Source organism: Thalassotalea ganghwensis, assembly GCF_053485795.1.
Map to the genome: position 1 here is coordinate 42,070 of NZ_JBQRUM010000011.1, position 25,401 is coordinate 67,470.

Consider the following 25,401-nt stretch of genomic DNA (forward strand, 5'->3'; position numbering starts at 1 on the left):
CATATGCTACCCATTAAAAAATCCACTACTTACCCTAAGTAAGTAGTGGATTTTTGTCAGTTACTAATTCATCTCGTCGCTTGGCAACTTAAACGTAATACAATACCAAATAAGCTGCTAATAATATCGCAACCCAAACAACCATGGTTTCAGTTGGCCAAAGTTTAGCAAAATAGCCGCGAGGCCTTTCTTTTTCCGTATCATATGAGCTTTGAATTAATTGTTTAATCGAGGAAATAACCATCATTTCCATACGCTGATAACTATTATTCAAGGCGCCGCCAATTTGTTTAATCATGTTTGGAGCTAATCTGCGATAGAACCAATCAGCGTCTAAGTTGGTTGATGGCAACTCTGGCGGATACATATGGCGAAGGTTTAGCCAGACAAAGGCCAGTGCAGAGAAGAACAATAATTGCAACTGCGTTAGCACATGAGTTAGGTCATAAGGTTGATAGCTAGCTTCCCATGGCAACAGTGCGTAAACCGTTTGGTGAGGGAAGGTACCAATAATAACGCATGCGCATGCTGCTACGGTCATTGCAATTAACATATTGCGAGGCGGCTCAGTGGTTCTGAGCCCTGAATCATGTGCAAAGAAGGCAAAATAGGGGATTTTGATCCCAGCATGATGGAATACACCTGCAGCAGCAAACAGTAATAATAACCAAACGACATCGTAGCCTTCAGCAACTGCAGCACTCATGATCATTGATTTCGAAACAAAGCCGCTAAAGAGCGGAAATGCAGATATTGAGGCGGCACCAACAATACAAAGTATCGTGGTTTTAGGCATACTTTTATATAGACCACCAAGCTCTGAGCCATTGATACGGCCGGTCATGTGTAATACCGCCCCCATGGTCATCATTAATAATCCTTTAAAGATTACGTCGTTAAATGCATGAGCAACTGCACCATTTAACGCCACGGCTGTTCCAATACCTACGCCAACGATCATAAACCCTATTTGGTTAATCATACTATAAGCAAGAACACGTCTCAGATCGTTTTCAATTACGGCAAAGAAAATTGGAAAACATGCCATTGTCACGCCAATCCAAACTAATAACTCAGTGCCAGGAAAACCACGAGCAAATGCGTATACTGCAACTTTTGTGGTAAACGACGCTAAGAATATTGTTCCTGTTGGTGTCGCTTCAGGATAAGCATCTGTTAGCCAGTTATGAACGAAAGGAAATGCGCACTTAATACCAAACGCTAAAAATATTAACCAAGCGCCAATTTGAGCAATGCCTTGATGCGCTAATCCAATTTCTTGAAATAGTAAGCTACCATTGACTTGTGCATATATGAGTAGTCCGGCGAGCAACATCACGCCAGATAGCACTTGAATAATTAAATAGCGTAATCCAGAAGAATAGGCTTTATCGGTTCTTCTCGCCCAGATTAAGAATACCGAAGTTAGCGCTAATAGTTCCCAAAAGACAAACAACGTCAGCAAATCACCGGCAAAAACTGCTCCAACCGCGCTTGCCGCGTATGCCAAGGCAGCGACGTGTTGTATGGTATCTTTAACATGCATGGCGTAAATGATCGCAATAAACGAAGCAATGTGGAAAAGATAGCCAAACATTATACTTAACTTGTCAATGCGCACGGGCTCTAAAGAATAGCCCATAAACTCTAGTGACCAAAACACGCCATGTTCAAGCCCATAGAGATTAATTGCGCCGAGCACTGGTGCTAGCAATAGGATGATATTTCTCGTCCAACCGCGCAAAAATATTGCCGCTAAAGCTCCTAAAAATAAGGGCAAAAATGGAGGAAGCATAATTAAGCTATTCATCGTAATAATCTTCCTTACGCATTAAGAACTTTCTCATCTCTTTGGCAATAAGCACTAAAACAACACACCCTACAAAGCCGTATATCGCATAAAATGCTGGGATATTTTCCCAATCGTGATAAATGTGACGATGTACAATAAAATCAACCAGCACTAGCAGTGCGCAAATAACATAAAATACCTTCAATATTTTTTGAATATTTTCGGGTTTATCAAAAAAATACTGTTTTTCATCGTTATGCTCAGCCATATTAACCTTCTCCATTAGTTGCAACGCCCGGAATAAGATTGATTAATTCAATCAAGGGCTGAGGGTAGAAAAATAATAAGAGGCAACCTATTGATGTCACACTGAGTGCGATTAAAATCGGTAGGGGAGCTTCTTTCGTTTGTTTCCAACTCCAAGGTTGTTCATTTTCGTTTGGCTTATTGAAAAATGCTTTCACTGGTATAGGCAATAAATAGGCAATATTCAGTAACGAACTTATCATTAAGGTTACGACAATAAAAAGTTTATCAGCTTCTAAAGCGCCTACGGCTAGATACCATTTACTCCATGTGCCAGCCATAGGGGGTAAACCTATGATACTAATAGCACCAATAGCGAAAGCGGTCATGGTGATCGGCATGGTTTTTCCTAGGCCAACCATTTCTGAAATATTTTTCTTATGGCTTGCTACCATGATGGCACCTGCACAAAAGAATAAGGTGATCTTACCAACCGCGTGAGTTGCTATGTGCAGCGCAGCACCAGCGCTCGCTATCGAAGAAGCTAACAAGGCGCCAACAACGATATAACTTAATTGACTAACGGTAGAATACGCGAGTCTTGCTTTTAAGTTATCTTTCGTCATCGCAATACACGATGATAACAAAATGGTAATAGCCCCAATATATAACATGATATCGGTAGTTGCTAAGTCCTTGAGCGTATCGATGCCAAAAATATAGATGACCACTTTAAGGATACTAAAAACGCCAGCCTTAACTACGGCAACCGCATGCAATAACGCACTAACAGGAGTAGGGGCAACCATCGCTGCGGGTAACCAACGATGAAATGGCATTAGCGCAGCTTTACCTATGCCATAACAAAACAATACTAATAGTACAGAAAGAGCTATCTTAGAATGTGACTCATTAAAGATGCCACCTGCTTTAAAGCTCAAATCACCGGTTATTGCGTAAGTACCAATTACAGCAAAAAGTAGAAACGCTATCGATGTACTGAGTAAAATCCCTAAATAGACTCGGCCACCACGTTTTGCTGCGTCGTTGCCTGCATGGGTTACCAGAGGGTAGGTTGATAGGGTTAATACTTCATAGAAAATAAATAGCGTTAATAGGTTTGCTGAAAAACAAATTGCCATTACTGAACTGATGGCAAGGGCGAAGCAACAGAAAAACCGGGTTTGGTTTTTTTCATGATGTCCTCTCATATAGCCAATGGCATATATGCTAGTGACTATCCAAAGGAAACTGGCAACCAAGGCAAAAAGCACACCAAGCGGTTCAACATGAAAATTTAGCCCAATACCAGGGAATAAATCGATGACATCTTGGCTTAACACAACCCCATTATAAGTGTTGTCTGTAATTGCCAACACAATGGTAAATAACAAGGTGGCGGTAATTAAGGTTACCGCTTCTCGAATATTAGGATACTTTCCAGTTGCTACAACGAGTAAGGCGCCAATAAAAGGCACGATGATCGATAAGCTGATCAGCTGCGATGGATCTAACGCTTGCCAGAGGTTCATAATGCACCCTCCATTTTTTCGTAGCCTTGAAATAGCCATTCTGAGGCACTACTTGCTGCCTCAATGGTCAAACTGGTATCGATGCCAAAATATACGTTGGCTATGACGAGGATCCACATCGGCAAGAGCATTAACCAAGGAACTTCTTTGATTGTGTTACTGTCTTTTGATTCTGGTAAAGGTTGAAAGTAAGCTGCCTCAATAACGCGGCCAATATAGACAACGGCTAACAAGGACCCCACCAACACAAACGCTGCAATAAGCCATAAACCTTGTTCCAATGCCGCATTAACTAAATACCACTTGCTAACAAAACCGACAGTAAGTGGTACACCAATAATACTTAACCCCGCTAGCGTAAATGCTGCCATTGTTAGCGGCATCTTCTTTCCTAACCCTTTAAAAGCGTCTATATCTACAGAGCCCATACGATAGAAAACCGCACCAACAGCCATAAATAATGCACCTTTCATTAACGCGTGATTAAAAATATGCAGCAGACCTGACATTAAGCCTGTCACGCTAACTAAACTGATACCTAAAATCATGTAACCAATTTGGGCTACACTGCTATAGGCCAGTAAGGTTTTTACATTACTTTGCACGGTTGCCATATACGAGCATTTAAATATTGCGACGATGGCTAATACCATTAGAATCAGTTCCATTCCCATCTTGTCAAAGACATGCTGGGCTCCAAAAACGGTAAAGATAAAGCGAATCATCACATAAACTGCGACTTTGGTTGCGGTACTGGCAAGAAATGCGGTGACGGTAGATGGAGCATGTGTGTATGCTGGCGGTAACCACATATGCAAAGGAAATAGTGCCAGTTTTAAACTAACACCAACCATAATAAAAGCGAGCCCAGTGTTAAGGGTGCGATTGCTGTCATAGGCATCCATTCTAACAGCGAGGTCAGCCATATTTAAGGTGCCGGTTTTCATGTAAAGTAAGCCAACGCCAATTAAAATAAAGGTCGCGCCAATCGTACCCATCACTAGGTAGCGAAAGGTCGCCGTTAAACAACGTCGGTCAGATGCCAAACTCACTAAAGTGTATGTCGCTAACGAAGATATTTCTAAAAAGACAAATAGATTAAAGGCGTCTCCAGTAATGAGAATACCTGAAAGACCAGTTAAGCAAAGCAAATGGGCAGTATAATAAAGTGAATGTTTCGAAGGCGCTATTTCCTTCTCTATGCTGTCTTTTGCGTAAACCAGCACAAGCGTAGACAGTGCACTAACCACTAATAAAACAAATGCATTTGTCACATCAATACTGAGCTCTATCCCCCAAGGCGGAGGCCAGCCTCCAAGAGCGTAGCTCAATGTACCATGCGTCAAGGTGTGGCTAAGTAGTTGCCATGAAACAATAAAAGCGGCACCGCTCACAAAAGTTGCAAATGCCCACGTTAGCATTGTACGCCCTAAAATTAAGGCGATTGGCGCTGCGAGAAGCGGAAGCAGGATCGGCAAGGCTGCTAAGTGTTGTTCAATCATCAGATCGCATCATCCTTATTTTCAAATTCATTTTCCTCAACGGTTCCATAGGCGTCTTTAATACGAACAATCAAAGATAAGCCTAACGCGGTGGTTGCAACCCCGACGACAATAGCGGTAAGAATTAGTACATGAGGCAATGGGTTTGAATACTGCGTCGCACCTTCAACGACAATAGGAGCAGTGCCTCCGTTTACTTTTCCCATTGAAATATAAAGCATAAACACAGACGTTTGGAAGATATTTAAACCAACGATCTTCTTAACCAGATTATTGGCGGAAATAACAATATAAAACCCTGTCATCATTAAAAAAACAACGATCCAGTAGTTGTAGTAATCTAATAGTAAACTCATTGAATGTTGGACCTCTCAGCTTGACTTGCAAAGGCATAAAAAATGCTTAACATAACGGCGAAAACGGTTAAACCAACACCCAGTTCAATGATGATAATGCCATAATGTTGACCATGAAGCGGGTTTTCAGCTAAGTAGTTGTAATCTAAAAAGTTACCACCTTTTGCCATACTGTATAAGCCAACACTTGCGTAAAGCAACACACCAAATGCGGCCATTATTTGTAAAAATTTAGGGCCAACCACTTTAAAAGCGCTACTTAGGCCAAACACTAACGCATATAAAATAAAAGCGGCTGCAGCAATGACACCTGCTTGGAAACCTCCGCCTGGCCCAAAATCTCCATGAAATTGGACATATAAAGCGAACAAGATAATCATTGGAATAATTATTTTGGCAACCACTTGCAGCACTCGATGTGCTTTTAAACCAGATTCAGGATTAGTTTCTTTATCGCTTCTTCTTATACCCAGTAAAGCCAAAACGCCAATAGCTGCCGAGAAAACAACAACTGTTTCACCTAGCGTATCAAAGCCTCGATAACTGGCCAGTACTGACGTTACCATATTAGGCAGGCCTACTTCTTTTGGTGATTCCTCGATATACCGAGGTGCAACATGTTCATGAATTGGGTTATCAGGACTGCCAAATGGAGGCATATCGAGGGTTCCGTAAATAAGTGCTGCACCGGTTACACACACGACGATAAGAGGCAGTACTTTTGAATGGGTATTGGTTTTCTCGGTTCTACCGGTCAAGGCGAGGGTACCAAGCATTAATACGGTCGATATTCCAGCACCTACAGCAGCTTCAGTAAAAGCAACATCTACCGCATCAAGGCTGACAAAAATTAGTGCGGATAAAAAGCTGTAAATACTAAATAGCATGACCACCGCGAATAAATCTTTAAGAAATATTACTCGTAACGCGGTTAAAGCAAGCATCCCTAACAGGACAAGATCAATTAATAGCGCCATTAATTTGCTTGCTCCTTTTTAGGTTGTTGTTTTTTTTCAGGCATTGTTAAGAGGCCTCCATGTCTAGCTGATTTTGCCAGCACATGGGAAGCGGTAGGGCTTGTAATTAACAAGAAGATCAAAATAAACACTAACTTGGCGGTGTTTAAATCAAGGTTAGTTTGCAGTATTAAACCACCTAACACTAATATTGCGGCGATCGAGTCAGTAACACTTGCCGCATGGACGCGAGTAAAAAAATCAGGAAATTTAAATAAACCAATAGCACCACTTAAACCAAAAAAGGCGCCAAGGATCAAAAATATTCCACTGAGGATATCGAGTATAATCATAACCAATCCTTGCCAATATAGGTTAGTCGATAGGGGCGATGTATTCGAAGAAACGAAGTACAGCAACCATGCCGATAAAATTTATTAACGCATACACGATGGCAATGTCCAGAAAATCAGGACGTCCCATTAAGTAGCCAACGGTTGCAATAAATAAGACAGTTTTAGTGCCAAACATATTGACGCCAAGTATCCGGTCGTAAACGGTGGTAGAGTAGAAAGCTCTCGCTAATGCGATCGCCATTACCACCAAAATCGCAACACAAACAGTTGCATAAATGGGTGTCATTCGTTTTCTCCCCAAATCTTTTTCAGTTTGTTTTCCATATCACCTTTTTGGAGCCTTTTTATTGATCTTTTTTGTAACGCGTGCACGGTAATTTCGTCACCTTCTAAATCAACGGCGAGTGTACCAGGTGTTAATGTAATCGAGTTGGCATAGAGTACACGAGTATCATAAGGTACCTTTGCCGCGCTAACTTTAGAAAGTGATGGGGAAATGCTATCGGCCGGTCCCCAAATTAGTTTAGTGACGTGATAACTTGAGCGGATGATTTCACTAAGAAGCCACAAAAAATAACGAAACACTCTTCTGCCCGTACTAACTTCTTTAGGTTGTTGGTCGACATCATCCATACGTTTAATCACCCAAACAACGGTGACAACTGAAATCAAACCAAATGAAAGTAATAAGGGTTGTAAAAAGCCGGATAGTAATAACCAAAAGCCGGAAAGTAACAATGCCCACTTTAAGAGATGCATAATAAAACCCTTTTTTGTATGTCGCTTGGACCTTTTATTTATCGCGCTTACATAGAAAAATACTTATTGTCAGCCTAGTATTTTTAGCCGTTGTGGATATCTGTAAATGCAATAATTTTTATTCTTTTATTTCAACACTCTATCACTAGTAAAACGTAAAAATAAACATTTTTCAAATTAAGTTGGTTAAATATATTTTTTGTGGGTTGTGATTGTAAAGCGCACGATTGAGCGTTGGCAGGGGGGATTGTATTGTTTTTAAACGTTTAGCGACGCTATTTTATCAATAGACCCTAGGGCAGGTTGCTCTTTTGCGATTGAATTTTATTTTTGGTTTAAACGCGTTTGACGTGCATGACTTGTTAAAGTGATTGATTGAAAAAGCTAAAATACTCAAAAGTACGTTAGCTATTTCAAATAATGAGTGCATTTTATTTAGCAGCGGCTCTACTTAATCTATCCCAAATATCTGCCCATGGTTCTAGTTGAGGTGGTGCCTCGACGATAATCGTAGTTACACCTAAGTCGTCTAGTTGATGGAGAGATGAGTATAGTGCTTGGCGATAACCTTGATGGTTATTAGGCATTTGAATTGCAATGCTGCATAAGGACTTTGGCTGTATTGATGATAGCGATAAAAAACCTGTATTGTCAGAGTGTGTATCAAGAGCAGCTTCTATCTCGTTTTTAGGGCAGATGATAACTTTTGCGTTTGGTTGATAATGGACTTTTTTATTACCGGAAACTTTTTGGTTATGTATTTTGGGTGTTTTAATTTCGATAGGCAGATATGGTTGTAGTTGCTCTTTTGATAAAGGACCACTTCTTAAAATTTCAGCTTTATGGTTTCCGACCTTTAAAATAGTCGATTCAGTGCCTAATTGACACTCACCAGCATCTAAAACCCCGGCTATCTTTCCGCTCAGTCCTTTTAAAACTTGTGCAGCGCTGGTTGGGCTTAGTTTTTGGTATGGGTTTGCAGATGGCGCGGCTACCGCAATATCAAATTGTTGCAGTAATGATAACAGCACAGGATGATTTGGCATTCTAATACCAATGGTATCTAGTCCGCCGGTAATGACATCAGAAACATCTGGATGACGTTCAAAAATAAAGGTTAAAGGACCTGGCCAAAACGCATTCACTAAAGGGTAAACCCATTCAGGAATTGATTTTACCCAACGAGAGAGATGGTCAATGTGACCAATATGGGTGATCAGCGGGTGGTTTTTAGGCCGCTGTTTAGCAATGAAAATATTAGCAACTGCATTTGGGTTACTGGCATCAGCTGCTAGCCCATAAACGGTTTCGGTTGGAACAGCCACTAATTGGCCACTGATTAATAGCTCTCCTGCTCGATTGATATCTGCGGGGATTGAGGATAAAAGTTTTTCAGTCTTCATGGGTTACACCAATGACAGCGATAAGGGTCAGCTGCTTTTTCTGTTGAATTTTCTACGTGCTGATGATCACAATGCAAACACTTACGAATAATCGCTTTAGTAAGATCTGTTGGAGCATGACATAATTGGCATGGTAAACCAGTGATACGATCACGTATCCAAAAATCAGGAGCTTGGCACTCAGGGCATAAGCTTTCAATGCGTTTTACAAGTTGTTGTGCAGTTTGAGAAATATAGACTTGACGCTGAGGACAGTGCATTGCTCTCAGATCAGGGGTAACACTAATAGTTTGTGTTAGTAGCTCACTGTTAGCCAACAAACCTATCTCCGTGAGATGGCTAAATAATAGCTCTACAGTTGCTATGCCTTTTATTATTTTATCACCAACTTTGACTATCCAAGCTTGGTTTTCATCAACTTGAGATAACATCGTTTTGAGCTGATTGACATTATCGCCATTAAAACTCGTTAAATTAACAGGGCCCGATTCAGTGGCGACGATATCAAGGTTGCGTTTCGCATCATGTAGAACCAGTATTTCTGTATCCCAATTCATTAAGCCTGCTAATGGCCCACCACCAAAACTTCCTTCACTGCCGAGGCCAAGGTCATGTTTAGATAATTGACAAGCTAATCGAGCTTTCTTCTTTGCACATTCCAATGGTGATAAGGTCCGCTCTATTTCTCCTGAAAATGTACCTAAGGTATCTGTGTCAAAAGTATCGACTAGTTCTAATTCAAAATCTATCGACCTCAATACAGGAGCTATTTGCGCCTCTTTACCATGTTTGGTTAACAGCGCCACTCGTTTAAGTGAAGTATTGAACAAAGCGTTGTTTTTCATCAGTGATTCACATGTCGTTTATTAATATGACAACCTAAATATGGCAACCTAGGTTTAAGACTATTTTAACATCGTCGAAACCAGCAATATAGACTTAATTACTAGGTAAATAGCAGGGGGTAATTTATAAATAAAAGATGAAGTCGGTTTAACTAATTTTGTCGATAAGCATAATATGGGTTAAGAGAACTTTGAAGCAAAATACGTTGTACAAGCGTTTAACGTGAATGTGCTTGTGCCAAATCATTCTTCTGGTACAATCAGTTACAATTTTCGGTTAAAAGTAGCGTGGAGCCAAATGGTTATTAAAGCACAAAGTCCTGCGGGATTTGCTGAGCAGTATATTGTTGAATCTATCTGGAATGGCGGTTTTCCTCCAGGCTCAATTTTACCAGCGGAAAGAGAATTGTCAGAACTCATTGGTGTCACTAGAACGACGTTACGAGAAGTATTGCAGCGTTTGGCCAGAGATGGCTGGTTAACCATTAAGCACGGTAAGCCAACCAGAGTTAATAACTTTTGGGAAACCTCAGGATTAAATATTCTTGAAACTTTAGCGCAATTAGATCAAGAGGGCATCCCAGATCTGGTTGATAATTTGATGTCGGCACGAACCAATATTAGTGCGATTTACGTGCGCGGTGCTATTAAGAATAACCCTGAAAAAACGATTGAGCTCCTCGAAGCCTATAAAGATATCGATGATACTGGTGAAGCCTTTGCTGAATTTGATTATCAACTTAATAAAGAATTAGTCGTTGCTTCACAAAACTCGATTTATTTATTAATTTTAAATGGTTTTAAAGGACTATATTCACGGATTGGTAGTTTATATTTTGCTCATCCTAAAGGCCGTGAAATATCTCGTCAGTACTATGAGAAATTAATCGAACTGGCAAAAGAAGGGAAGTTTGATGAGTCAGTTTATGCGGTACGTAAATTTGGTATCGAATCAGGAAAGTTATGGTTGGCGTTAAAAGACGACGTACTTAAAGAGCTTGCTGAATAGCTTTTACTGGCCATAAAGCATGAAGAATGAAAGGCAGGTACTAGGGAGTACCTGCCTTTTCTGTTTCTTGAGGCTTAGGGCATTGTGCAATAATGGTTTCTTCACCACTTGCATTGTCTTGAACCAGCTTGACATCAAATTGCCATAAATAGTAGAGATGTTTTAATACCTCTTCTTTAGAGTCTGCCAATGGAATATCTTGATGAGGCGTATACTTTAACGTTAATGAACGGTCACCTGATATATTTGCATCGATTACTTGTATGTTAGCTTCTAGATTACTTAAGTTGTACTGATTTGAGAGTGCATTTCTAATATTTCGATAGCCTTGCTCGTTGTGAATTGCTGCAATTTCAATATAAGCATTTTCTGAGTCATCATGAATTTGGAATAGCTTAAAATCCCTCATTAACTTTGGCGATAAAAACTGACTGATAAAGCTTTCATCTTTAAAGTTTTCCATGGCAAAGTGAACTGTGTCTAACCAATTACTGCCAGCAATATCAGGAAACCAGTACTTATCTTCTTCGGTTGGTTGTTCACAAATACGTTTGATATCCATAAACATGTTAAATCCAAGCGCATATGGGTTGATACCCGAATAGTAAGGGCTATTGTAATCGGGTTGCGCTACTACGTTGGTGTGACTATGTAAGAACTCGATCATAAACTGATCTGTGACTAACCCCTCATCATACATGTGATTCAAAATCGTATAATGCCAAAAACACGCCCAACCCTCGTTCATCACTTGAGTTTGTTTCTGAGGGTAAAAATACTGTGAAACTTTACGGACGATGCGAACGAGTTCTCGCTGCCATGGTTTAAGTAACGGGGCATTCTTTTCAATGAAGTATAAAATGTTTTCTTGAGGCTCTTTTGGGAAACGCTCTTTTCGCTTGGCAGCTTTAGCTTTGCTATCGGGTAACGTGCGCCAAAGCTCATTAACTTGCGACTGCAAATACTCTTCTCGTGACTGCTGGCGAGCTAATTCTTCTTCTAATGAGATCTTTTGCGGTCTTTTATAGCGATCAACGCCATGGTTCATCAATGCATGACATGCGTCTAAACAAGTTTCGACTTCATCGATACCATATTTTTGTTCACATTTAGCAATATAGTTTTTTGCAAAGAGTAGGTAGTCGATGATTGAGCTAGCGTCGGTCCACGCTTTAAATAGGTAATTTCCTTTAAAAAAAGAGTTATGACCATAACAAGCATGTGCCATCACTAAAGCTTGCATCGTCATCGAGTTTTCTTCCATTAAGTAAGAAATACAGGGGTCTGAATTAATGACAATTTCATAGGCTAGGCCCATTTGCCCACGCTTGTAGGTTTGTTCGGTTTGAATAAACTTCTTACCAAAAGTCCAATGGTTATAGCCAATTGGCATACCTACACTGGCATATGCGTCCATCATTTGCTCAGCAGTGATCACTTCAATTTGATTGGTATAGGTATCTAAACGGTAAAGCTTAGCAACTCGTTCAATTTCTGTTTGATATTTCTCTAATAACTCAAAGGTCCATTCGGTTGTGTCCGATAATGGTTTGCGTTTCTTTGCCATTTGGAATACTCCTTTAACCTTTTATTACGCCGCTTTACTGGTATTCTTTTTGAAAAGTTCTCTAAATACCGGATAAATATCTTCAACGGATTTTATGTGCTGAATAGCAAAGTTATCGTGCGTTTCAGCAATGCTTGCATATTGCTGCCAGAGTGTTTGGTGGGCACGCTGGGTAATTTCTATATACGAAAAGTAACGAGTTTGGGGTAATATTTTTTTAAGCATTAAATGATGACAATGCGGCGAATCATCCGCCCAGTTATCTCCATCGGAAGCTTGTGCGCCATAGATATTCCATTCCCTTGGATTGTAACGTTCATCAATAATTTTTATCATCAGTTCCAATGCGCTAGAAGCAATAGTTCCACCAGTTTCTTGTGAATAGAAGAATTCTTGCTCATCGACTTCTTTTGCTTGGGTATGATGACGAATATATACGACATCAATGGTTTTATAAGTTCTCGTTAAAAACAGGTAGAGTAAAATGTAAAAACGCTTTGCCATATCTTTGGTTGCTTGATCCATTGAACCAGATACATCCATCAAGCAAAACATCACTGCTTTTGAGGTCGGAATAGGTTGCTTAGCATAATTTCTGTAACGTAAATCAAATGTATCGATAAATGGAACGTTAGCTATTTTATCTTTTAGCTCCTTAACTTGTTTTTTTAGTGCTTTCTTTTCTTTGATGTTATCAAGAGGTTCACTCTCTAGCTTGGCGAGTTGATGCTCTAGTTCTTTTAAGGCTTTGCGTTTAGAAGATGTCATCGCAATTCTGCGGCCTAATGAACCTTGAAGAGATTTTACAATATCAATATTTGTCGGTACGCCTTCTGCACAATATCCAGACCGAACGGTTTTGTAGTCTATGAGCTTATCTAATTGATTCTTTTCTAAATTTGGTAATTCGAGATCTTCAAATAATAAATTTAAATACTCGTCTTTTGATATCGAAAAAACAAAATCGTCTTCTCCTTCACCTGAGTCACTTGCTTTACCTTCTCCTCCGCCTTGACCTTGTTGCTGAGGAGGACGTTTAATACGATCACCTTGAGTGAACTGGTCGTTACCAGGGTGTACTCTATCTCTAACACCACCTTGTCCTTGGTGAAATACAGGCTCATTCAGATCCTTTTTGGTGATACTGATTTTTTCACCACTGTCGACATCTGTTACTCCTCGTTTATTAATCGCTTTTTCGACAGATTGCTTGATCTGTGATTTATAGCGCCTAATAAAGCGTTGCCGATTGACAGTACTTTTGTTCTTACTGTTTAGTCGCCTATCAATAAAGTTAGCCATACAACCTCCTCAGGCCTGCACCTTAAGACGCTTTTCTTACGCGTAAGTACCACTCAGACAATAAGCGAACTTGTTTTTTCGTATACCCTTTAGACATCATACGTTCTACGAAGTCATCATGTTTTTTCTGATCATCCGTTGATGTTTTTGAGTTAAATGAAATCACCGGTAATAAGTCCTCAGTGTTGGAGAACATTTTCTTCTCGATCACGGTTCTTAGTTTTTCATAACTTGTCCAATTAGGGTTTTTACCGTTGTTATTGGCTTTCGCTCTTAGAACAAAGTTAACGATCTCATTTCTAAAATCTTTTGGATTACTGATCCCTGCAGGTTTTTCAATTTTTTCAAGCTCGTTATTGAGTGCTTCTCTATCGAATAATTGTCCTGTTTCTGCGTCACGGTATTCTTGATCTTGGATCCAAAAGTCAGCATAGGTAACGTAACGATCAAAGATATTTTGGCCATATTCAGAATAGGATTCTAAATACGCCGTTTGGATCTCTTTACCAATAAATTCTATGTATTGTGGCGTTAAGTATCCTTTGATGAACTCTAAGTAACGTTCTGCGGTTTCTTTGGGGAGTTGTTCTCTTTCTATTTGTTGCTCTAATACATAGAATAAATGAACAGGGTTTGCCGCTACTTCCATATGGTCAAAGTTAAACACCCTCGATAAAATTTTGAATGCGAAACGTGTTGATAATCCCGACATACCTTCATCAACACCGGCATAGTCACGATATTCTTGATATGATTTGGCTTTCGGGTCGGTGTCTTTTAAACTTTCGCCATCATAAACGCGCATCTTAGAATAAATACTAGAGTTTTCGGGCTCTTTCAGCCTTGATAAGACAGAGAATTGTGCCAGAGTTTCTAAAGTGTCTGGTGCACATTGTGCTTCTCTCAATTCACTGTTATTAAGGAGTTTCTTATAGATTTTAACTTCTTCAGATACACGCATACAGTAAGGTACTTTGACGATGTAGACGCGATCTAAGAACGCTTCATTATTTTTATTATTTCTAAAGGTTTGCCACTCTGACTCATTCGAATGGGCGAGTAGAATACCGTTAAAGGGTAAGGCAGATAATCCTTCTGTTGGATTATAATTACCCTCCTGAGTCGCCGTTAGTAAAGGATGCAGAACTTTAATTGGTGCTTTAAACATCTCAACGAATTCCATCACCCCCTGATTTGCTCGACAAAGTGCGCCTGAATAACTATAGGCATCTGGATCATTTTGCGCGTAGTGCTCAAGTTGTCTGATATCGACCTTACCAACTAATGCAGAAATATCTTGATTGTTGTCATCTCCTGGTTCTGTTTTGGCGATGGCAATTTGATCTAGAATAGATGGATAGACTTTTACGACTTCAAACTTGGCAATATCGCCTTTGAATTCATGTAATCGTTTCGCCACCCAAGGCGACATAATGGTATTAAGGTAACGCTCTGGGATATTGTACTCCTCTTGAAGTACTTTACCGTCAGCATTTTTGTCAAATAAACAAAATGGATGGTCATTAACGGGGCTGCGTTGTCCATTGGCACTTAGTACGTAAATCGGCTCTTTTTGCATTAACGCTTTTAGCTTTTCTGCTAACGAAGATTTACCACCACCAACAGGGCCAAGTAAATATAAAATTTGTTTTTGCTCTTCTAAACCTTGCGAAGCATGACGCAAATAAGAAACAATTTGTTCGATTGCTTCTTCCATGCCATAAAAGTCTTTGAAAGCTGGATAGCGTGCAATAACACGATTTGAAAAAATTCGGCTTAAACGAGGCTCAGCTGAAGTATCTATCATTTCCGGTTCACCAATGGCTGCAAGCAAACGCTCTGCAGCACTGGCATAGGCGAATCTGTCTTTTTGACAAATATCGAGAAACTCCTGTATCGAAAAAGTTTCTTGCTGTGCTTGTTCGTATCGTGACTGATAATGTTTAAAAATGCTCATAACGCCTCCGCATACCGTAATCATGTCTGCGTTAAACATATGATAATCAAGCTGATAAATAACATGTTTAACCAGTATCTAATAATAAGACCGAGAAAATTAATTATGTTATCTATAAGCTTAGTAGTTATTTTTTAAGTCGCAGAAAAATTTAACAATTTTTTTGTAATTATTTAAAATTGATTGCTTAGCAATTAATAAAATTCTACTGAAAAGCTTTTCGGTATAAGCTGGCTACGATGTGGTATTCGTTTAGCGAATTTTTTTAGGGGAAAGCGACAAAATAAAAAAAGCAGGCAAAGCCTGCTTTTTAGAAAAGAATTTAACGATTAAAAATTATGCAAAGTTTTTGCTAGCAAAATCCCAGTTTGCTAATGCCCAGAATGCTTCCATGTAATTTGGACGAAGATTACGATAATCAATATAGTAGGCGTGTTCCCATAAATCTACCGTTAGCAAAGGAGTAACGCCTTCATCTGTAAGTGGAGTAGCAGCGTTTGAGGTATTAACGATCGCTAAACTACCATCGGCGTTTTTAACAAGCCATGTCCAGCTAGAGCCGAAGTTGTTAATGGCGCTGTCAGTGAATTTTGCTTTAAATTCAGCAAATGAACCAAATGAAGCATTGATAGCATCAGCTAAAGCACCTGTTGGCTCACCACCGCCGTTCGGGCTTAAGCTATTCCAATAAAATGTGTGGTTCCAAATTTGAGCCGCGTTGTTGAAAACACCACCTGATGAGGTTTTAACGATATCTTCTAAAGATTTACCTTCAAATTCAGTTCCTTCAATTAAACCATTTAGTTTAACGACATAAGTATTGTGATGTTTACCATAGTGATACTCTAAAGTTTCAGCAGAAATATGAGGTGCTAGCGCATCTTGCGCATATGGTAAAGCTGGTAATTCGATAGCCATTTTAATCTCCAGAAATTGATTATATGTAATAAAAAATTGCTCAAATAAAGAAGTTGTTTGTTTTGGCTAAAACCTAGTAAACTACTCAGGTATTTAAGCCACGCATAGTGTACTGGATTATATAGGTATTGCTAGTACATTTATCAAGGTAAAAAGATGATTTATTAGAATTAATTAATAAATATTATGCATACCATTGAATATTGGTGGTTCAATACCCATAACTGTTGAAAAAGATTAGATGTAGAGGTTACTGATGGAACAAGATACGATTGCGCGTATAAAAGAGCAAATAGCTCAAAACAATATACTTTTATATATGAAAGGTTCACCTAAGTTACCCAGTTGTGGCTTTTCTTCTCAAGCTTCGCAAGCACTGATGGCGTGCGGTGAAAAATTTGCTTATGTAGATATATTGCAAAACCCTGATATTCGCGCTGAATTACCGAAATATGCTGAGTGGCCAACGTTTCCTCAATTGTGGGTTGAAGGTGAGCTAATCGGTGGCTGTGATATCATCATGGAGATGTATCAAAAAGGTGAATTGCAAGAATTAATTAAAGAAGCGGCAGCTAAATCAGCTGCCGAAGAATAATTTTTTAATTACGGTTGAAAATTTTCGGAATGTCTCAATACTAATGAGACAAATATAAAGAACTCAATTAACATTATTTGGAGAATAAAATGAGTGTATTAGTTGGTCGTCCAGCACCAGATTTTACTGCCGCAGCTGTTTTAGGTAATGGTGAAATTGTAGATAGCTTTACGTTATCTGAAGCAATTAAAGGTAAAAAAGCAGTCGTATTTTTCTACCCATTAGACTTTACGTTTGTTTGTCCGTCTGAGTTGTTGGCCTTTGACCACCGTATGGAAGAGTTCAAAAGCCGTGGTGTTGAAGTTATCGGTGTTTCTATCGATTCTCAGTTTTCTCACAACGCATGGCGTAATACACCAGTTAACGATGGTGGTATTGGTCCAGTGCAATACACTTTAGTTGCTGACGTAAAACATGAAATTTGTCAAGCATACGATGTTGAGCATCCTGAAGCAGGTGTTGCTTTCCGTGGTTCATTCTTAATTGACGAAGAAGGTACAGTTCGCCATCAAGTAATTAACGACTTACCATTAGGTCGTAACGTTGATGAAATGTTACGTATGGTAGATGCTTTACAATTCCATCAAGAGCATGGCGAAGTATGTCCAGCAGGTTGGAATAAAGGTGATAAAGGGATGACCGCTTCACCTGAAGGCGTTGCTTCATACTTAACGGATAACGCAGACAAATTGTAATTATTTGTCTTTTATATTAAAAAAGCCGCTTTTGCGGCTTTTTTTATCTCCAATCCTTATCTACACTTAATATTACTTGTTAACTTATTGTTTCTGTTTGGGTTACCCGGAAGCGACACAATGCTAGGAAGGTTATGAGATTTCCGCGACCAATATATGAAAACTTACCATACTTTTACTTTATCGTCAGTGGTTTGTTGCTAGTGCGTGGTGATGGTTGGGGGTTTGTATTATCGGCAGCGCTTTTTTATGGGGCAGGCTGTATTACTTTAGTAACACGCTCTGCAGCACGTCGCAAAGACCGTCGAATAGAAGGCAAGCGTTATCCGTTGCCTGAAATACTTTATGAATATCTGCCATACGGTTATGGGGCCTTAGCCATCTTTATTGTCATTGTCACTGAAAATCCATATTTTCAATTTGCCTCTATGGTTATTTGCGTTATTGCTTTAAGAAATTTAATATTCCGTCACAATAATCGTGTCAAACGTAATCGGAAACTTTAAATCATAGAATAAATAGTGTTGTCGTTTTAGTAATGGTCAACGCAATGGCCACCCACCTAAGGTTTTCCACCGATTAACGATGTAGCAAAATAGCTCCGCGGTTTTCTCTGTATCATAGAGTGCAGAGTGAGCTTCTTTGTTACTAAATTCAATGTCGGCTGCTTGACAAGCCTTTGCCAATACCGTTTGTCCTAACGCTAATCCAGCAAGAGTTGTAGTATCAAAACTTACAAATGGATGAAAAGGTGAGCGCTTAATTGAGCATCGTTCTGTCGCTGCATTTACAAAACCTAAATCAAATGACGCGTTGTGGGCTACCATAACTGCTCGTTGGCAACCCGCCGCTTTCATTTTTTTTCTAATTAATTTAAATATGCTTTTCAAGGCTTCTTCTTCGCTAACCGCCGATCTTAATGGATGAAAAGGATCTATGCCGGTAAACTCTAAAGCTGCTTTTTCTATGTTGGCACCTTCGAATGGCTCAATATGAAAATGAATGGTTTCATCAAGGGAAAATAGCCCTGTTTGCTCGTTAATCGATAGGGTTGTTGCAGCGATTTCGAGTAACGCATCTGTCGAGGAATTAAAGCCCGCCGTTTCTACGTCAACAACGACAGGAAAATATCCTCGAAATCGGTTAGCAAATAAACTTTCTTCTTTTTTAGGTACGCAAGCGTCAGACATAACCACCCAATTCTAAAACGATAAAAGAGATATTATCGCAGAAAGTTAATGCGAAAACTCGTCTAGATTAAAAAATTTTAAGGATGTTTATTAATTAAATATTTGTTGGTTGCTTTTTGAGCCTTTGATTAACGGCGGTTAACTTTTTTAGTTTGTCCGCAACAAGCTCTTGAGGGGCATACTTCTAATTCGATACCAAATGATTGCGGTAAAATTTCTTATCAAAAAATTATTTTAGGTAGTGTGCCAAGAGATTATCATGTATTTATCAATGCCATTGCTTTTAATGTGGTAAATCTACATAATCGATAAAAAACTTCTAAAGTTTTGCGCTTTAGTGTCGATATTAATGTTGTAGCCAATAACGAAACTAGATTCTCATGCAAAAACTATTATTATTCGTTTTATCTGTTAGTTATTTTAGCGCAGCCAATGCTGGCATTCGTCAATATCAAGCAGATCTCGATACATCTCAGTGGCAATTAGTTGATAACTCTCGGTTGGAGTGCACGTTGGCACATCCGATTCCCAATTACGGCTTGGCAAAATTTTCGAGTAAAGCAAACCGAAACATTAATATGGAGTTTGAACTTGAAATGTTAAGGTTGCCAGACAATTATTCATTAGCTGAAGTTCGTTCAGTCGCTCCTAAATGGAAGCCAGGAGAAAGAGGGTACACCATCGCCGATATGAAGTTGCACAAGCAGTTTTCACCTGATTTACCTAAAAAAGTTGCATGGACAATGCTCAATGAGTTAGAGCAAGGAATGAGCCCAACGTTTTACTACGATGATTGGTATAGCGATAATGACAAAATTTCAGTTGGCCTCTCAAGTGCGAGTTTTAAGAAAGCATATAAGAGTTTTGTTAGCTGCGTTGGAAATTTACTTAACTTCAATTTTGAAGATATTGCTTATACGGTGTTGAACTATCAATTTAATAGTGATGAATTGACCAAAGCATCACAACGTAAAATGGCGATGATAACGGAATATCTAAGCTTAGATTCAGAGTTGGATTTAGTGTTGGTAGACGCGTTTACTGATAGTTATGGTGGTAGAAGCTTAAACCAAAAAATATCAAATCAACGTGCTGAAAAAATTAAAGAGTACTTTATCGCTAGTGGGATTGACCCTTCGCGAATTGCAGCAACAGGTTACGGTGAGAAACGCCATGTCGCATCAAATGATACCGTTTTAGGAAGAGCAAAAAACCGACGTGTAGTGATCAGAATGGAACAACCATGATCTAATTAAAGATATTAATTATGTAAATTTAAAGCTACACTTGTACAAATGTGTGGCTTTTTTTTGTATCAAAGTTTTATTTAATCTTTTTTTATAATTAGTGTATAACATGTAAATTACAAATTATTGACAAAAAATAAGTGATTTACCGTTGGCAGTTTCATTTACTCGCATAAAAGCCGTATTTTCGTTGTTTAAGTTAACGAATTTATTAGTGATTTTTATTATTAATAGTATTACTGCTGTGCTGATTTCTTTTTATCGTCAAAACATGACTAATGGCAGTTTTGACGTTTTCGTCGATGAGTTAACTTTTTATTTTATTCTTTTAAATATTCTCGGTTTTAATATTGTATTTACCTATATTTACATTTCTCGAGGGGCTCATCAGCAATTACCTTTATATAAAATAGTTAATATTGGTTTGGGAGCTTTGTTATTAAGCTTACCTTTTGTACTGGTTATCTTTGATTGGGGAACATCAAACTTTATCCATTCACTTTATCTTTCTTTTCTCTATTTACTTGCTATCGTGTTGCCAGTTGTTTGGGCGATAATGCTGATTTTTTATATTAAACGCAGAGAAGCTCAACCTGAGTTTCAGTTACTAAAGCAACAAGTGGCTGAACAGTCGTTAGAGCGGGAAAAAATTGAATTGGAACTGCAATTATTGCAGGCGCAAATTGAACCTCACTTTTTCTTCAACACCTTGGCTAATTTGCATTGCTTGATCGATCAAGATTCAAAAAAAGCAAAAGTTTTACTGGAATCGTTGACGGAGTATTTGCGTTCAACTGTACCTGTTTACCGCCAAAAATTTATTGAGTTAGAACTAGAACTTCAAATGATCAAGCAGTACCTAAATATTCAATCGATTCGTTTTGGCGATAAATTAAGTTATCAAGTAATATGTGACGAAGATCTATATCCTTTACCTATACTGCCACTCTCACTATTAACTCTAGTAGAGAATGCGATTAAACATGGTATTGAAAAGAGTGCTAAAGATGGAAAAGTAAGGATAGAAGTTAATAAAAATGACCAACAAAAATTGATAATGACGGTTTCGGATAATGCCGGACTATATAAAGGTTCATTATCAATCATTGACAATGGTCTTGGCCATGGAACGGGTTTAAATAATTTAAAAGCTCGCTTAAAAATTGCCTATCAAAATGAGGCAAAGTTAGTTATGGAAAATGTCGATAAGCAGCTAACTATTGCCACTATTGAGGTACCTGTAAATGGATAATAAAGTCGTTGATATTTTGGTTGCAGAAGACGAGGTGATTTTAAGAGAAAGTCTTGTTGCCAAATTAAAAGCCTATTGGCCTAGTGCGCATATTGTAGCGTCAGTTAATAATGGGCAAGAGGCCATCTGCGCCATCAATCAAATGAAGCCTGAAGTCACTTTTTTAGATATCCAAATGGGAGATATCTCAGGTATCGATGTTGCTAAACAGATTGGTTGTCATACTGAAATTGTCTTCGTTACAGCATTTAATCAGTATGCTGTCGAGGCTTTTGAACAAGGCGCACAAGATTATTTACTTAAACCATTTTCTGATGAACGTTTGATTGCTTGCATAGAGCGTTTACAGCAACGTTTACAGCTTCCAGAGTATCCAGTGCATCAAGATATTGCTAGTAAGGGATATATGAGCCGTATTAATATGCAAATAGGCCATAAAATATGGGTTGTACCGATTGAAGATGTCGTGGTATTTCAAGCCAATGGCCGCTATATCAAGGTAATAACGAAGGATAGAGAAGCGCTTATTCGCTTGCCCCTAAAACAATTGTTAGAACGTTTAGATCCAGAAATATTTTGGCAAGTTCATCGTGGCACTGTGATTAATATTAACCACCTAGATTACGTGACACAAACAGAAGGGGATAAACTAGTATTGCATATGAAGCATAATCCTATTGAAGTGCAAGTGAGTCGTAGTTATACCCATCTTTTTAAGCAGGCATAAAAAGGGGGACTTTCGTCCCCAATCGTTACCTCAACGAAAAAATGTTAAACACCAGTCAAACCGACACAAACCTTATGTAGTTGCAGTTTATTCCACTGAAACACTAGGGATACATAGGGTGTCTTAACCTCTGTTCAGGTATATAAAACCGTAAATCTCAAATGAAAGAAAGTAGCAATGCCATGAAATGTCATTTTTGTGACATCAGTAATGTAATCACACACATGAGAAAGTTTTCTAAGATGATTCTAAGACGATATCGATGGAATTAATTGTATATTAATCAATCAACTAATGGTTTTTGAGTTCGTAATGTTAAGAGCTTAAATGACAAAATTTTTTTGGTGAGTTTTAGTGTGCCTTTTACTTTTGTCAGTGTAAGTTGCGTTATAGAATTGTTCTTATCAATAGAAACCAAATTGCTTTTGATGGAAAGGTTAAATTTAGCTACTTGCGTTTCAAATGAGCAAATAGCTAAACCAATATTAAAAAGTATCACTTAATCATTAAGTCAACTTGCTGGCGATTATTTTGATTGCTAATAATAATGCGTATTTGCTCGGAGAATTTAACCAGTAATCTGCCTCGTTTGCGCTCTTGTGATATGACCTGCCCATACTTTTCTTGGTAAAAATCAATAATGGCTTGCTCTTCAGCTAAGGTGTAATAATTAACCACATAAGGCTTTTCATCAACATATTCTGCGAAAACCTTAGCATCTGACATCACCGCTGGCATTGTTTGCTCTTCAGCGTGCGCTTCTTTACCGTATGTTGTCGTGACTAAAAGGGCAATTATCATTCCTGTGAAGTGTAATCGTTTCAACATAACTATCCTTAAAAGTGAATCATTTACTCTTAATAGTACGTCATCATCAGTTATTGTACTAGTGCTAAGGAGCGCTTAACGTTAATTTTCAAAATATTATCAAACTAAGTTACAGTAAAGTGTATTTAGATAAGGTTAATTAACGTGATATTTATCAATAAATTTATCATTAAACGGTTATAATACAGCACAGTTTAATAGATTATTTAACGTATACGGTGGAGACAACTTTGCAGTTTAATGATTTTGGTTTAGATAAGCGGTTATTATCGACGATTGCACACTTGGGGTTTACTGAACCTACAGAAATTCAGCAACAAGCAATACCTGTTGCGATGACTGGCCAAGATCTTATTGCTTCTTCTAAAACAGGTTCTGGAAAAACTTTGGCTTTTATTATTCCTGCGATGCAACGCTTGATGAAAACGCGAGCGCTATCAAAAAGGGATCCTCGAGTTGTTATTTTAACGCCGACGAGAGAGCTTGCTAAACAAGTTTTTGGTCAACTTCGCTTGTTTACCAGTGGAACTCAATTTAAATCGGTGTTGATATTGGGTGGTGAAAACTTTAATGATCAAGTAAAAACCTTGGAAAAGGATCCTCATTTTATCGTTGCAACCCCTGGTAGGTTGGCAGATCACTTAACACAAGGGCATTTCTATTTGCATGGACTTGAGTTATTGATCTTAGATGAGGCCGATAGAATGTTGGATATGGGCTTTGCTGACCAGTTAAATCAAATCAATAATGCCGCTGATCACAGAAAACGGCAAACATTACTGTTTTCGGCGACGTTAGATCATGCGCAAGTTAATGATTTTGCTTTAAAGCTACTTAAAAAACCACGTCGAATTAGTATTGGAGCAGCTCATACGGAGCATAAAGACATTGTTAAACAGTTTTATTTTGCTGATGATTTATCACATAAAGAACGTTTACTGTCACATGTTTTAGAGCAACAACTTCATCAACAATTGATCATATTTACTGCAACGCGCGCGGATACTGAAAGGTTAGCAACTTTGCTTGCATCACAAGGACATAGTGTCGTCGCTTTAAGTGGTGAACTAAATCAAAGCCAACGAAATCAAATTATGGAAGGTTTTAGTAAGGGGCAACAAAAAATACTTGTTACCACTGATTTAGCATCAAGAGGCTTGGATTTGGTCAATGTTTCCCATGTTATCAATTTTGATTTACCGAAACATAGTGAAGAGTTTGTCCATAGAATTGGCAGAACGGGTAGAGCAGGTAACAAAGGTATCGCTATTTCATTTGTTGGGCCTAAAGATTGGAATAGTTTTAAAAATATAGAAGCATTTTTGCAAACCCAATTTAATTTTGATGTGATGAGTGGCTTAAAGGCAAAGTTTAAAGGCTTAAAACCGAAAAAGGTGCATAAGCCTAACGTAGAAAAAATCAATGTACCAACAACGAAAGAAAAAACGATTAAAAAACGACAATCAATCAAGAAACCAGTGTTTAGTAAAGATGTTGGAGATATGCCGGTGATGCGCAAAAAAGTCAAAATTGCACCGGAGCAAATTGACAACAATAATGACGAAAGTAATGAATAGATAAATATGTTAGCGAGTTTTCGATCTCTTTTAGTTTTGGTGTGTTTTTTTTGTGTCGATTGGGTATCGGCACATCCGCAAGAAGAAGCCGTTATAAAATTGCCTACTGCTATTAGTATAGCCGCGCCGTCTATCCCTCCGCTTATCTTTATCAATGACAATGGTGAGCTGAAAGGGACATTAGTTAAACAATTACAACGATTTTCTCAGTCGACAGGAATCGATATCAACATTGATATAATGACCTGGACCCGAGCATTAGAGCAAGTGAAGTATGGGGCTCACGATGCACTTATTCCGGCTATTAAAACTCCAGAGCGAGAACATTATATTGCATACCCTAGTCACCCAATTACTCAATTTCAGAGGTCGGTCTTAGTCAGAAGGAAAACTGATAAAGAGCAGTTAATTGAATTAGGCAATTACCTCAAAGGTAAGACGTTAGCTAAAGCCCGCTCAATGCTACTTGGCAATGAATTAGATGAGCTAATTGCTGATAAAAATGTCGAAACGGTCGAAGTCAATTCAATAGAGTCGGCGTTGCAAATGCTTAATAGTGGACGAGTTGATCTTGTCGCAACCGATGAAAATATTGCACGTACAATTATTGAACAGTTGCGGCTCAACCATGCACTCGATATTATTTCTGTGAGTGATAAATCAGCACAGTCGTATCTAGCATTTTCTAAGCAATTTGCACAACGCTTTGATATAAATCAATTAATGATACTGGTATTAGCCGCTGAATAAGCCCAACCTAATGTACAGATAATGAGTTCATATCAACATG

General features: G+C 38.6%; 26 protein-coding genes. 9 read left to right on the forward strand and 17 right to left on the reverse strand.

What is annotated here, in order from left to right; all coding sequences use genetic code 11:
- Positions 1 to 88 precede the first annotated feature (88 nt).
- From ACSLUH_RS12240 to ACSLUH_RS12290, 11 genes are all read right to left on the reverse strand, one after another.
- Positions 89 to 1,810 (reverse strand): Na(+)/H(+) antiporter subunit D, encoded by a 1,722-nt coding sequence (locus ACSLUH_RS12240; protein WP_448567374.1) that lies wholly within the window; start codon positions 1,808 to 1,810, stop codon positions 89 to 91.
- On the reverse strand, positions 1,803 to 2,060 hold the full coding sequence (locus ACSLUH_RS12245) for a hypothetical protein (RefSeq protein WP_448567376.1): 258 nt from the start codon (positions 2,058 to 2,060) through the stop codon (positions 1,803 to 1,805). The genes ACSLUH_RS12240 and ACSLUH_RS12245 overlap by 8 nt, the downstream gene beginning before the upstream one ends.
- 1 nt (position 2,061) lies before the next feature.
- Entirely contained in the window at positions 2,062 to 3,570 is a 1,509-nt protein-coding gene (locus tag ACSLUH_RS12250; RefSeq protein WP_448567378.1) for a monovalent cation/H+ antiporter subunit D family protein, read from the reverse strand.
- On the reverse strand, positions 3,567 to 5,072 hold the full coding sequence (locus tag ACSLUH_RS12255) for a monovalent cation/H+ antiporter subunit D family protein (RefSeq protein ID WP_448567380.1): 1,506 nt from the start codon (positions 5,070 to 5,072) through the stop codon (positions 3,567 to 3,569). Before ACSLUH_RS12255 ends, ACSLUH_RS12250 begins: the two co-directional genes overlap by 4 nt.
- Positions 5,072 to 5,428: a cation:proton antiporter subunit C gene (locus tag ACSLUH_RS12260; RefSeq protein ID WP_448567382.1), complete on the reverse strand. Its 357-nt coding sequence runs from the start codon at positions 5,426 to 5,428 to the stop codon at positions 5,072 to 5,074. Before ACSLUH_RS12260 ends, ACSLUH_RS12255 begins: the two co-directional genes overlap by 1 nt.
- Complete coding sequence (locus tag ACSLUH_RS12265) at positions 5,425 to 6,405, reverse strand: DUF4040 domain-containing protein (RefSeq protein ID WP_448567384.1); 981 nt, start codon at positions 6,403 to 6,405, stop codon at positions 5,425 to 5,427. Before ACSLUH_RS12265 ends, ACSLUH_RS12260 begins: the two co-directional genes overlap by 4 nt.
- Positions 6,405 to 6,737 carry a monovalent cation/H(+) antiporter subunit G gene (gene mnhG / locus ACSLUH_RS12270; protein WP_448567386.1) on the reverse strand — a complete coding sequence of 111 codons (333 nt, stop codon included), beginning with the start codon at positions 6,735 to 6,737 and terminating at the stop codon, positions 6,405 to 6,407. Before mnhG ends, ACSLUH_RS12265 begins: the two co-directional genes overlap by 1 nt.
- Positions 6,738 to 6,759: 22 nt before the next feature.
- Positions 6,760 to 7,026, reverse strand: coding sequence for an MrpF/PhaF family protein (locus ACSLUH_RS12275; protein ID WP_448567388.1), 267 nt, complete (start codon positions 7,024 to 7,026; stop codon positions 6,760 to 6,762).
- Entirely contained in the window at positions 7,023 to 7,499 is a 477-nt protein-coding gene (locus ACSLUH_RS12280) for a Na+/H+ antiporter subunit E (protein ID WP_448567390.1), read from the reverse strand. The genes ACSLUH_RS12275 and ACSLUH_RS12280 overlap by 4 nt, the downstream gene beginning before the upstream one ends.
- Positions 7,500 to 7,930: 431 nt before the next feature.
- Positions 7,931 to 8,902: an L-threonylcarbamoyladenylate synthase gene (locus tag ACSLUH_RS12285; RefSeq protein WP_448567392.1), complete on the reverse strand. Its 972-nt coding sequence runs from the start codon at positions 8,900 to 8,902 to the stop codon at positions 7,931 to 7,933.
- On the reverse strand, positions 8,899 to 9,747 hold the full coding sequence (locus tag ACSLUH_RS12290) for a DUF6671 family protein (RefSeq protein ID WP_448567394.1): 849 nt from the start codon (positions 9,745 to 9,747) through the stop codon (positions 8,899 to 8,901). The genes ACSLUH_RS12285 and ACSLUH_RS12290 overlap by 4 nt, the downstream gene beginning before the upstream one ends.
- 298 nt (positions 9,748 to 10,045) lie before the next feature.
- Here ACSLUH_RS12290 and fadR point away from each other — a divergent pair, with 298 nt between their 5' ends.
- Positions 10,046 to 10,756 (forward strand): fatty acid metabolism transcriptional regulator FadR, encoded by a 711-nt coding sequence (fadR, locus tag ACSLUH_RS12295; RefSeq protein WP_448567396.1) that lies wholly within the window; start codon positions 10,046 to 10,048, stop codon positions 10,754 to 10,756.
- Between the two features lie 40 nt (positions 10,757 to 10,796).
- Here the strand turns inward: fadR and ACSLUH_RS12300 are convergent, their stop codons facing one another.
- The 4 genes from ACSLUH_RS12300 to sodB all read right to left on the reverse strand — a co-directional run bounded on the left by ACSLUH_RS12300 (position 10,797) and on the right by sodB (position 16,500).
- Positions 10,797 to 12,323, reverse strand: a complete 1,527-nt coding sequence (locus tag ACSLUH_RS12300) for a SpoVR family protein (RefSeq protein ID WP_448567398.1) — start codon at positions 12,321 to 12,323, stop codon at positions 10,797 to 10,799.
- Between the two features lie 24 nt (positions 12,324 to 12,347).
- On the reverse strand, positions 12,348 to 13,625 hold the full coding sequence (locus tag ACSLUH_RS12305) for a YeaH/YhbH family protein (protein ID WP_448567400.1): 1,278 nt from the start codon (positions 13,623 to 13,625) through the stop codon (positions 12,348 to 12,350).
- Positions 13,626 to 13,647: 22 nt separating this feature from the next.
- Positions 13,648 to 15,582 (reverse strand): PrkA family serine protein kinase, encoded by a 1,935-nt coding sequence (locus ACSLUH_RS12310; RefSeq protein WP_448567402.1) that lies wholly within the window; start codon positions 15,580 to 15,582, stop codon positions 13,648 to 13,650.
- A 336-nt stretch (positions 15,583 to 15,918) separates the two neighbouring features.
- Positions 15,919 to 16,500, reverse strand: a complete 582-nt coding sequence (sodB, locus tag ACSLUH_RS12315; protein ID WP_448567404.1) for a superoxide dismutase [Fe] — start codon at positions 16,498 to 16,500, stop codon at positions 15,919 to 15,921.
- Positions 16,501 to 16,756: 256 nt separating this feature from the next.
- Between sodB and ACSLUH_RS12320 the strand changes: the two genes are divergently transcribed.
- The 3 genes from ACSLUH_RS12320 to ACSLUH_RS12330 all read left to right on the forward strand — a co-directional run bounded on the left by ACSLUH_RS12320 (position 16,757) and on the right by ACSLUH_RS12330 (position 18,296).
- On the forward strand, positions 16,757 to 17,095 hold the full coding sequence (locus ACSLUH_RS12320; RefSeq protein WP_448567406.1) for a Grx4 family monothiol glutaredoxin: 339 nt from the start codon (positions 16,757 to 16,759) through the stop codon (positions 17,093 to 17,095).
- 89 nt (positions 17,096 to 17,184) lie between these two features.
- Positions 17,185 to 17,790, forward strand: coding sequence for a peroxiredoxin (locus ACSLUH_RS12325; RefSeq protein ID WP_448567408.1), 606 nt, complete (start codon positions 17,185 to 17,187; stop codon positions 17,788 to 17,790).
- Between the two features lie 134 nt (positions 17,791 to 17,924).
- The gene (locus tag ACSLUH_RS12330) at positions 17,925 to 18,296 is read left to right on the forward strand and encodes a hypothetical protein (RefSeq protein WP_448567410.1); all 372 of its coding nucleotides are present in this window, start codon (positions 17,925 to 17,927) and stop codon (positions 18,294 to 18,296) included.
- Positions 18,297 to 18,332: 36 nt separating this feature from the next.
- Here ACSLUH_RS12330 and rnt read toward each other — a convergent pair whose 3' ends face one another.
- Positions 18,333 to 18,980, reverse strand: coding sequence for a ribonuclease T (rnt, locus tag ACSLUH_RS12335; RefSeq protein WP_448567412.1), 648 nt, complete (start codon positions 18,978 to 18,980; stop codon positions 18,333 to 18,335).
- A 380-nt stretch (positions 18,981 to 19,360) separates the two neighbouring features.
- Here rnt and ACSLUH_RS12340 point away from each other — a divergent pair, with 380 nt between their 5' ends.
- The 3 genes from ACSLUH_RS12340 to ACSLUH_RS12350 all read left to right on the forward strand — a co-directional run bounded on the left by ACSLUH_RS12340 (position 19,361) and on the right by ACSLUH_RS12350 (position 22,206).
- Entirely contained in the window at positions 19,361 to 20,227 is an 867-nt protein-coding gene (locus ACSLUH_RS12340; protein WP_448567414.1) for a flagellar protein MotY, read from the forward strand.
- A 151-nt stretch (positions 20,228 to 20,378) separates the two neighbouring features.
- Positions 20,379 to 21,479, forward strand: coding sequence for a sensor histidine kinase (locus ACSLUH_RS12345; protein WP_448567416.1), 1,101 nt, complete (start codon positions 20,379 to 20,381; stop codon positions 21,477 to 21,479).
- Positions 21,472 to 22,206, forward strand: a complete 735-nt coding sequence (locus ACSLUH_RS12350; protein WP_448567418.1) for a LytR/AlgR family response regulator transcription factor — start codon at positions 21,472 to 21,474, stop codon at positions 22,204 to 22,206. Before ACSLUH_RS12345 ends, ACSLUH_RS12350 begins: the two co-directional genes overlap by 8 nt.
- Before the next feature lie 495 nt (positions 22,207 to 22,701).
- Here ACSLUH_RS12350 and ACSLUH_RS12355 read toward each other — a convergent pair whose 3' ends face one another.
- Entirely contained in the window at positions 22,702 to 23,034 is a 333-nt protein-coding gene (locus ACSLUH_RS12355) for a hypothetical protein (protein WP_448567420.1), read from the reverse strand.
- A gap of 230 nt (positions 23,035 to 23,264) precedes the next feature.
- Here ACSLUH_RS12355 and ACSLUH_RS12360 point away from each other — a divergent pair, with 230 nt between their 5' ends.
- Positions 23,265 to 24,611 (forward strand): DEAD/DEAH box helicase, encoded by a 1,347-nt coding sequence (locus tag ACSLUH_RS12360; RefSeq protein WP_448567422.1) that lies wholly within the window; start codon positions 23,265 to 23,267, stop codon positions 24,609 to 24,611.
- A 6-nt stretch (positions 24,612 to 24,617) separates the two neighbouring features.
- Positions 24,618 to 25,361: a substrate-binding periplasmic protein gene (locus ACSLUH_RS12365; RefSeq protein WP_448567424.1), complete on the forward strand. Its 744-nt coding sequence runs from the start codon at positions 24,618 to 24,620 to the stop codon at positions 25,359 to 25,361.
- The last annotated feature ends 40 nt before the right edge of the window (positions 25,362 to 25,401 follow it).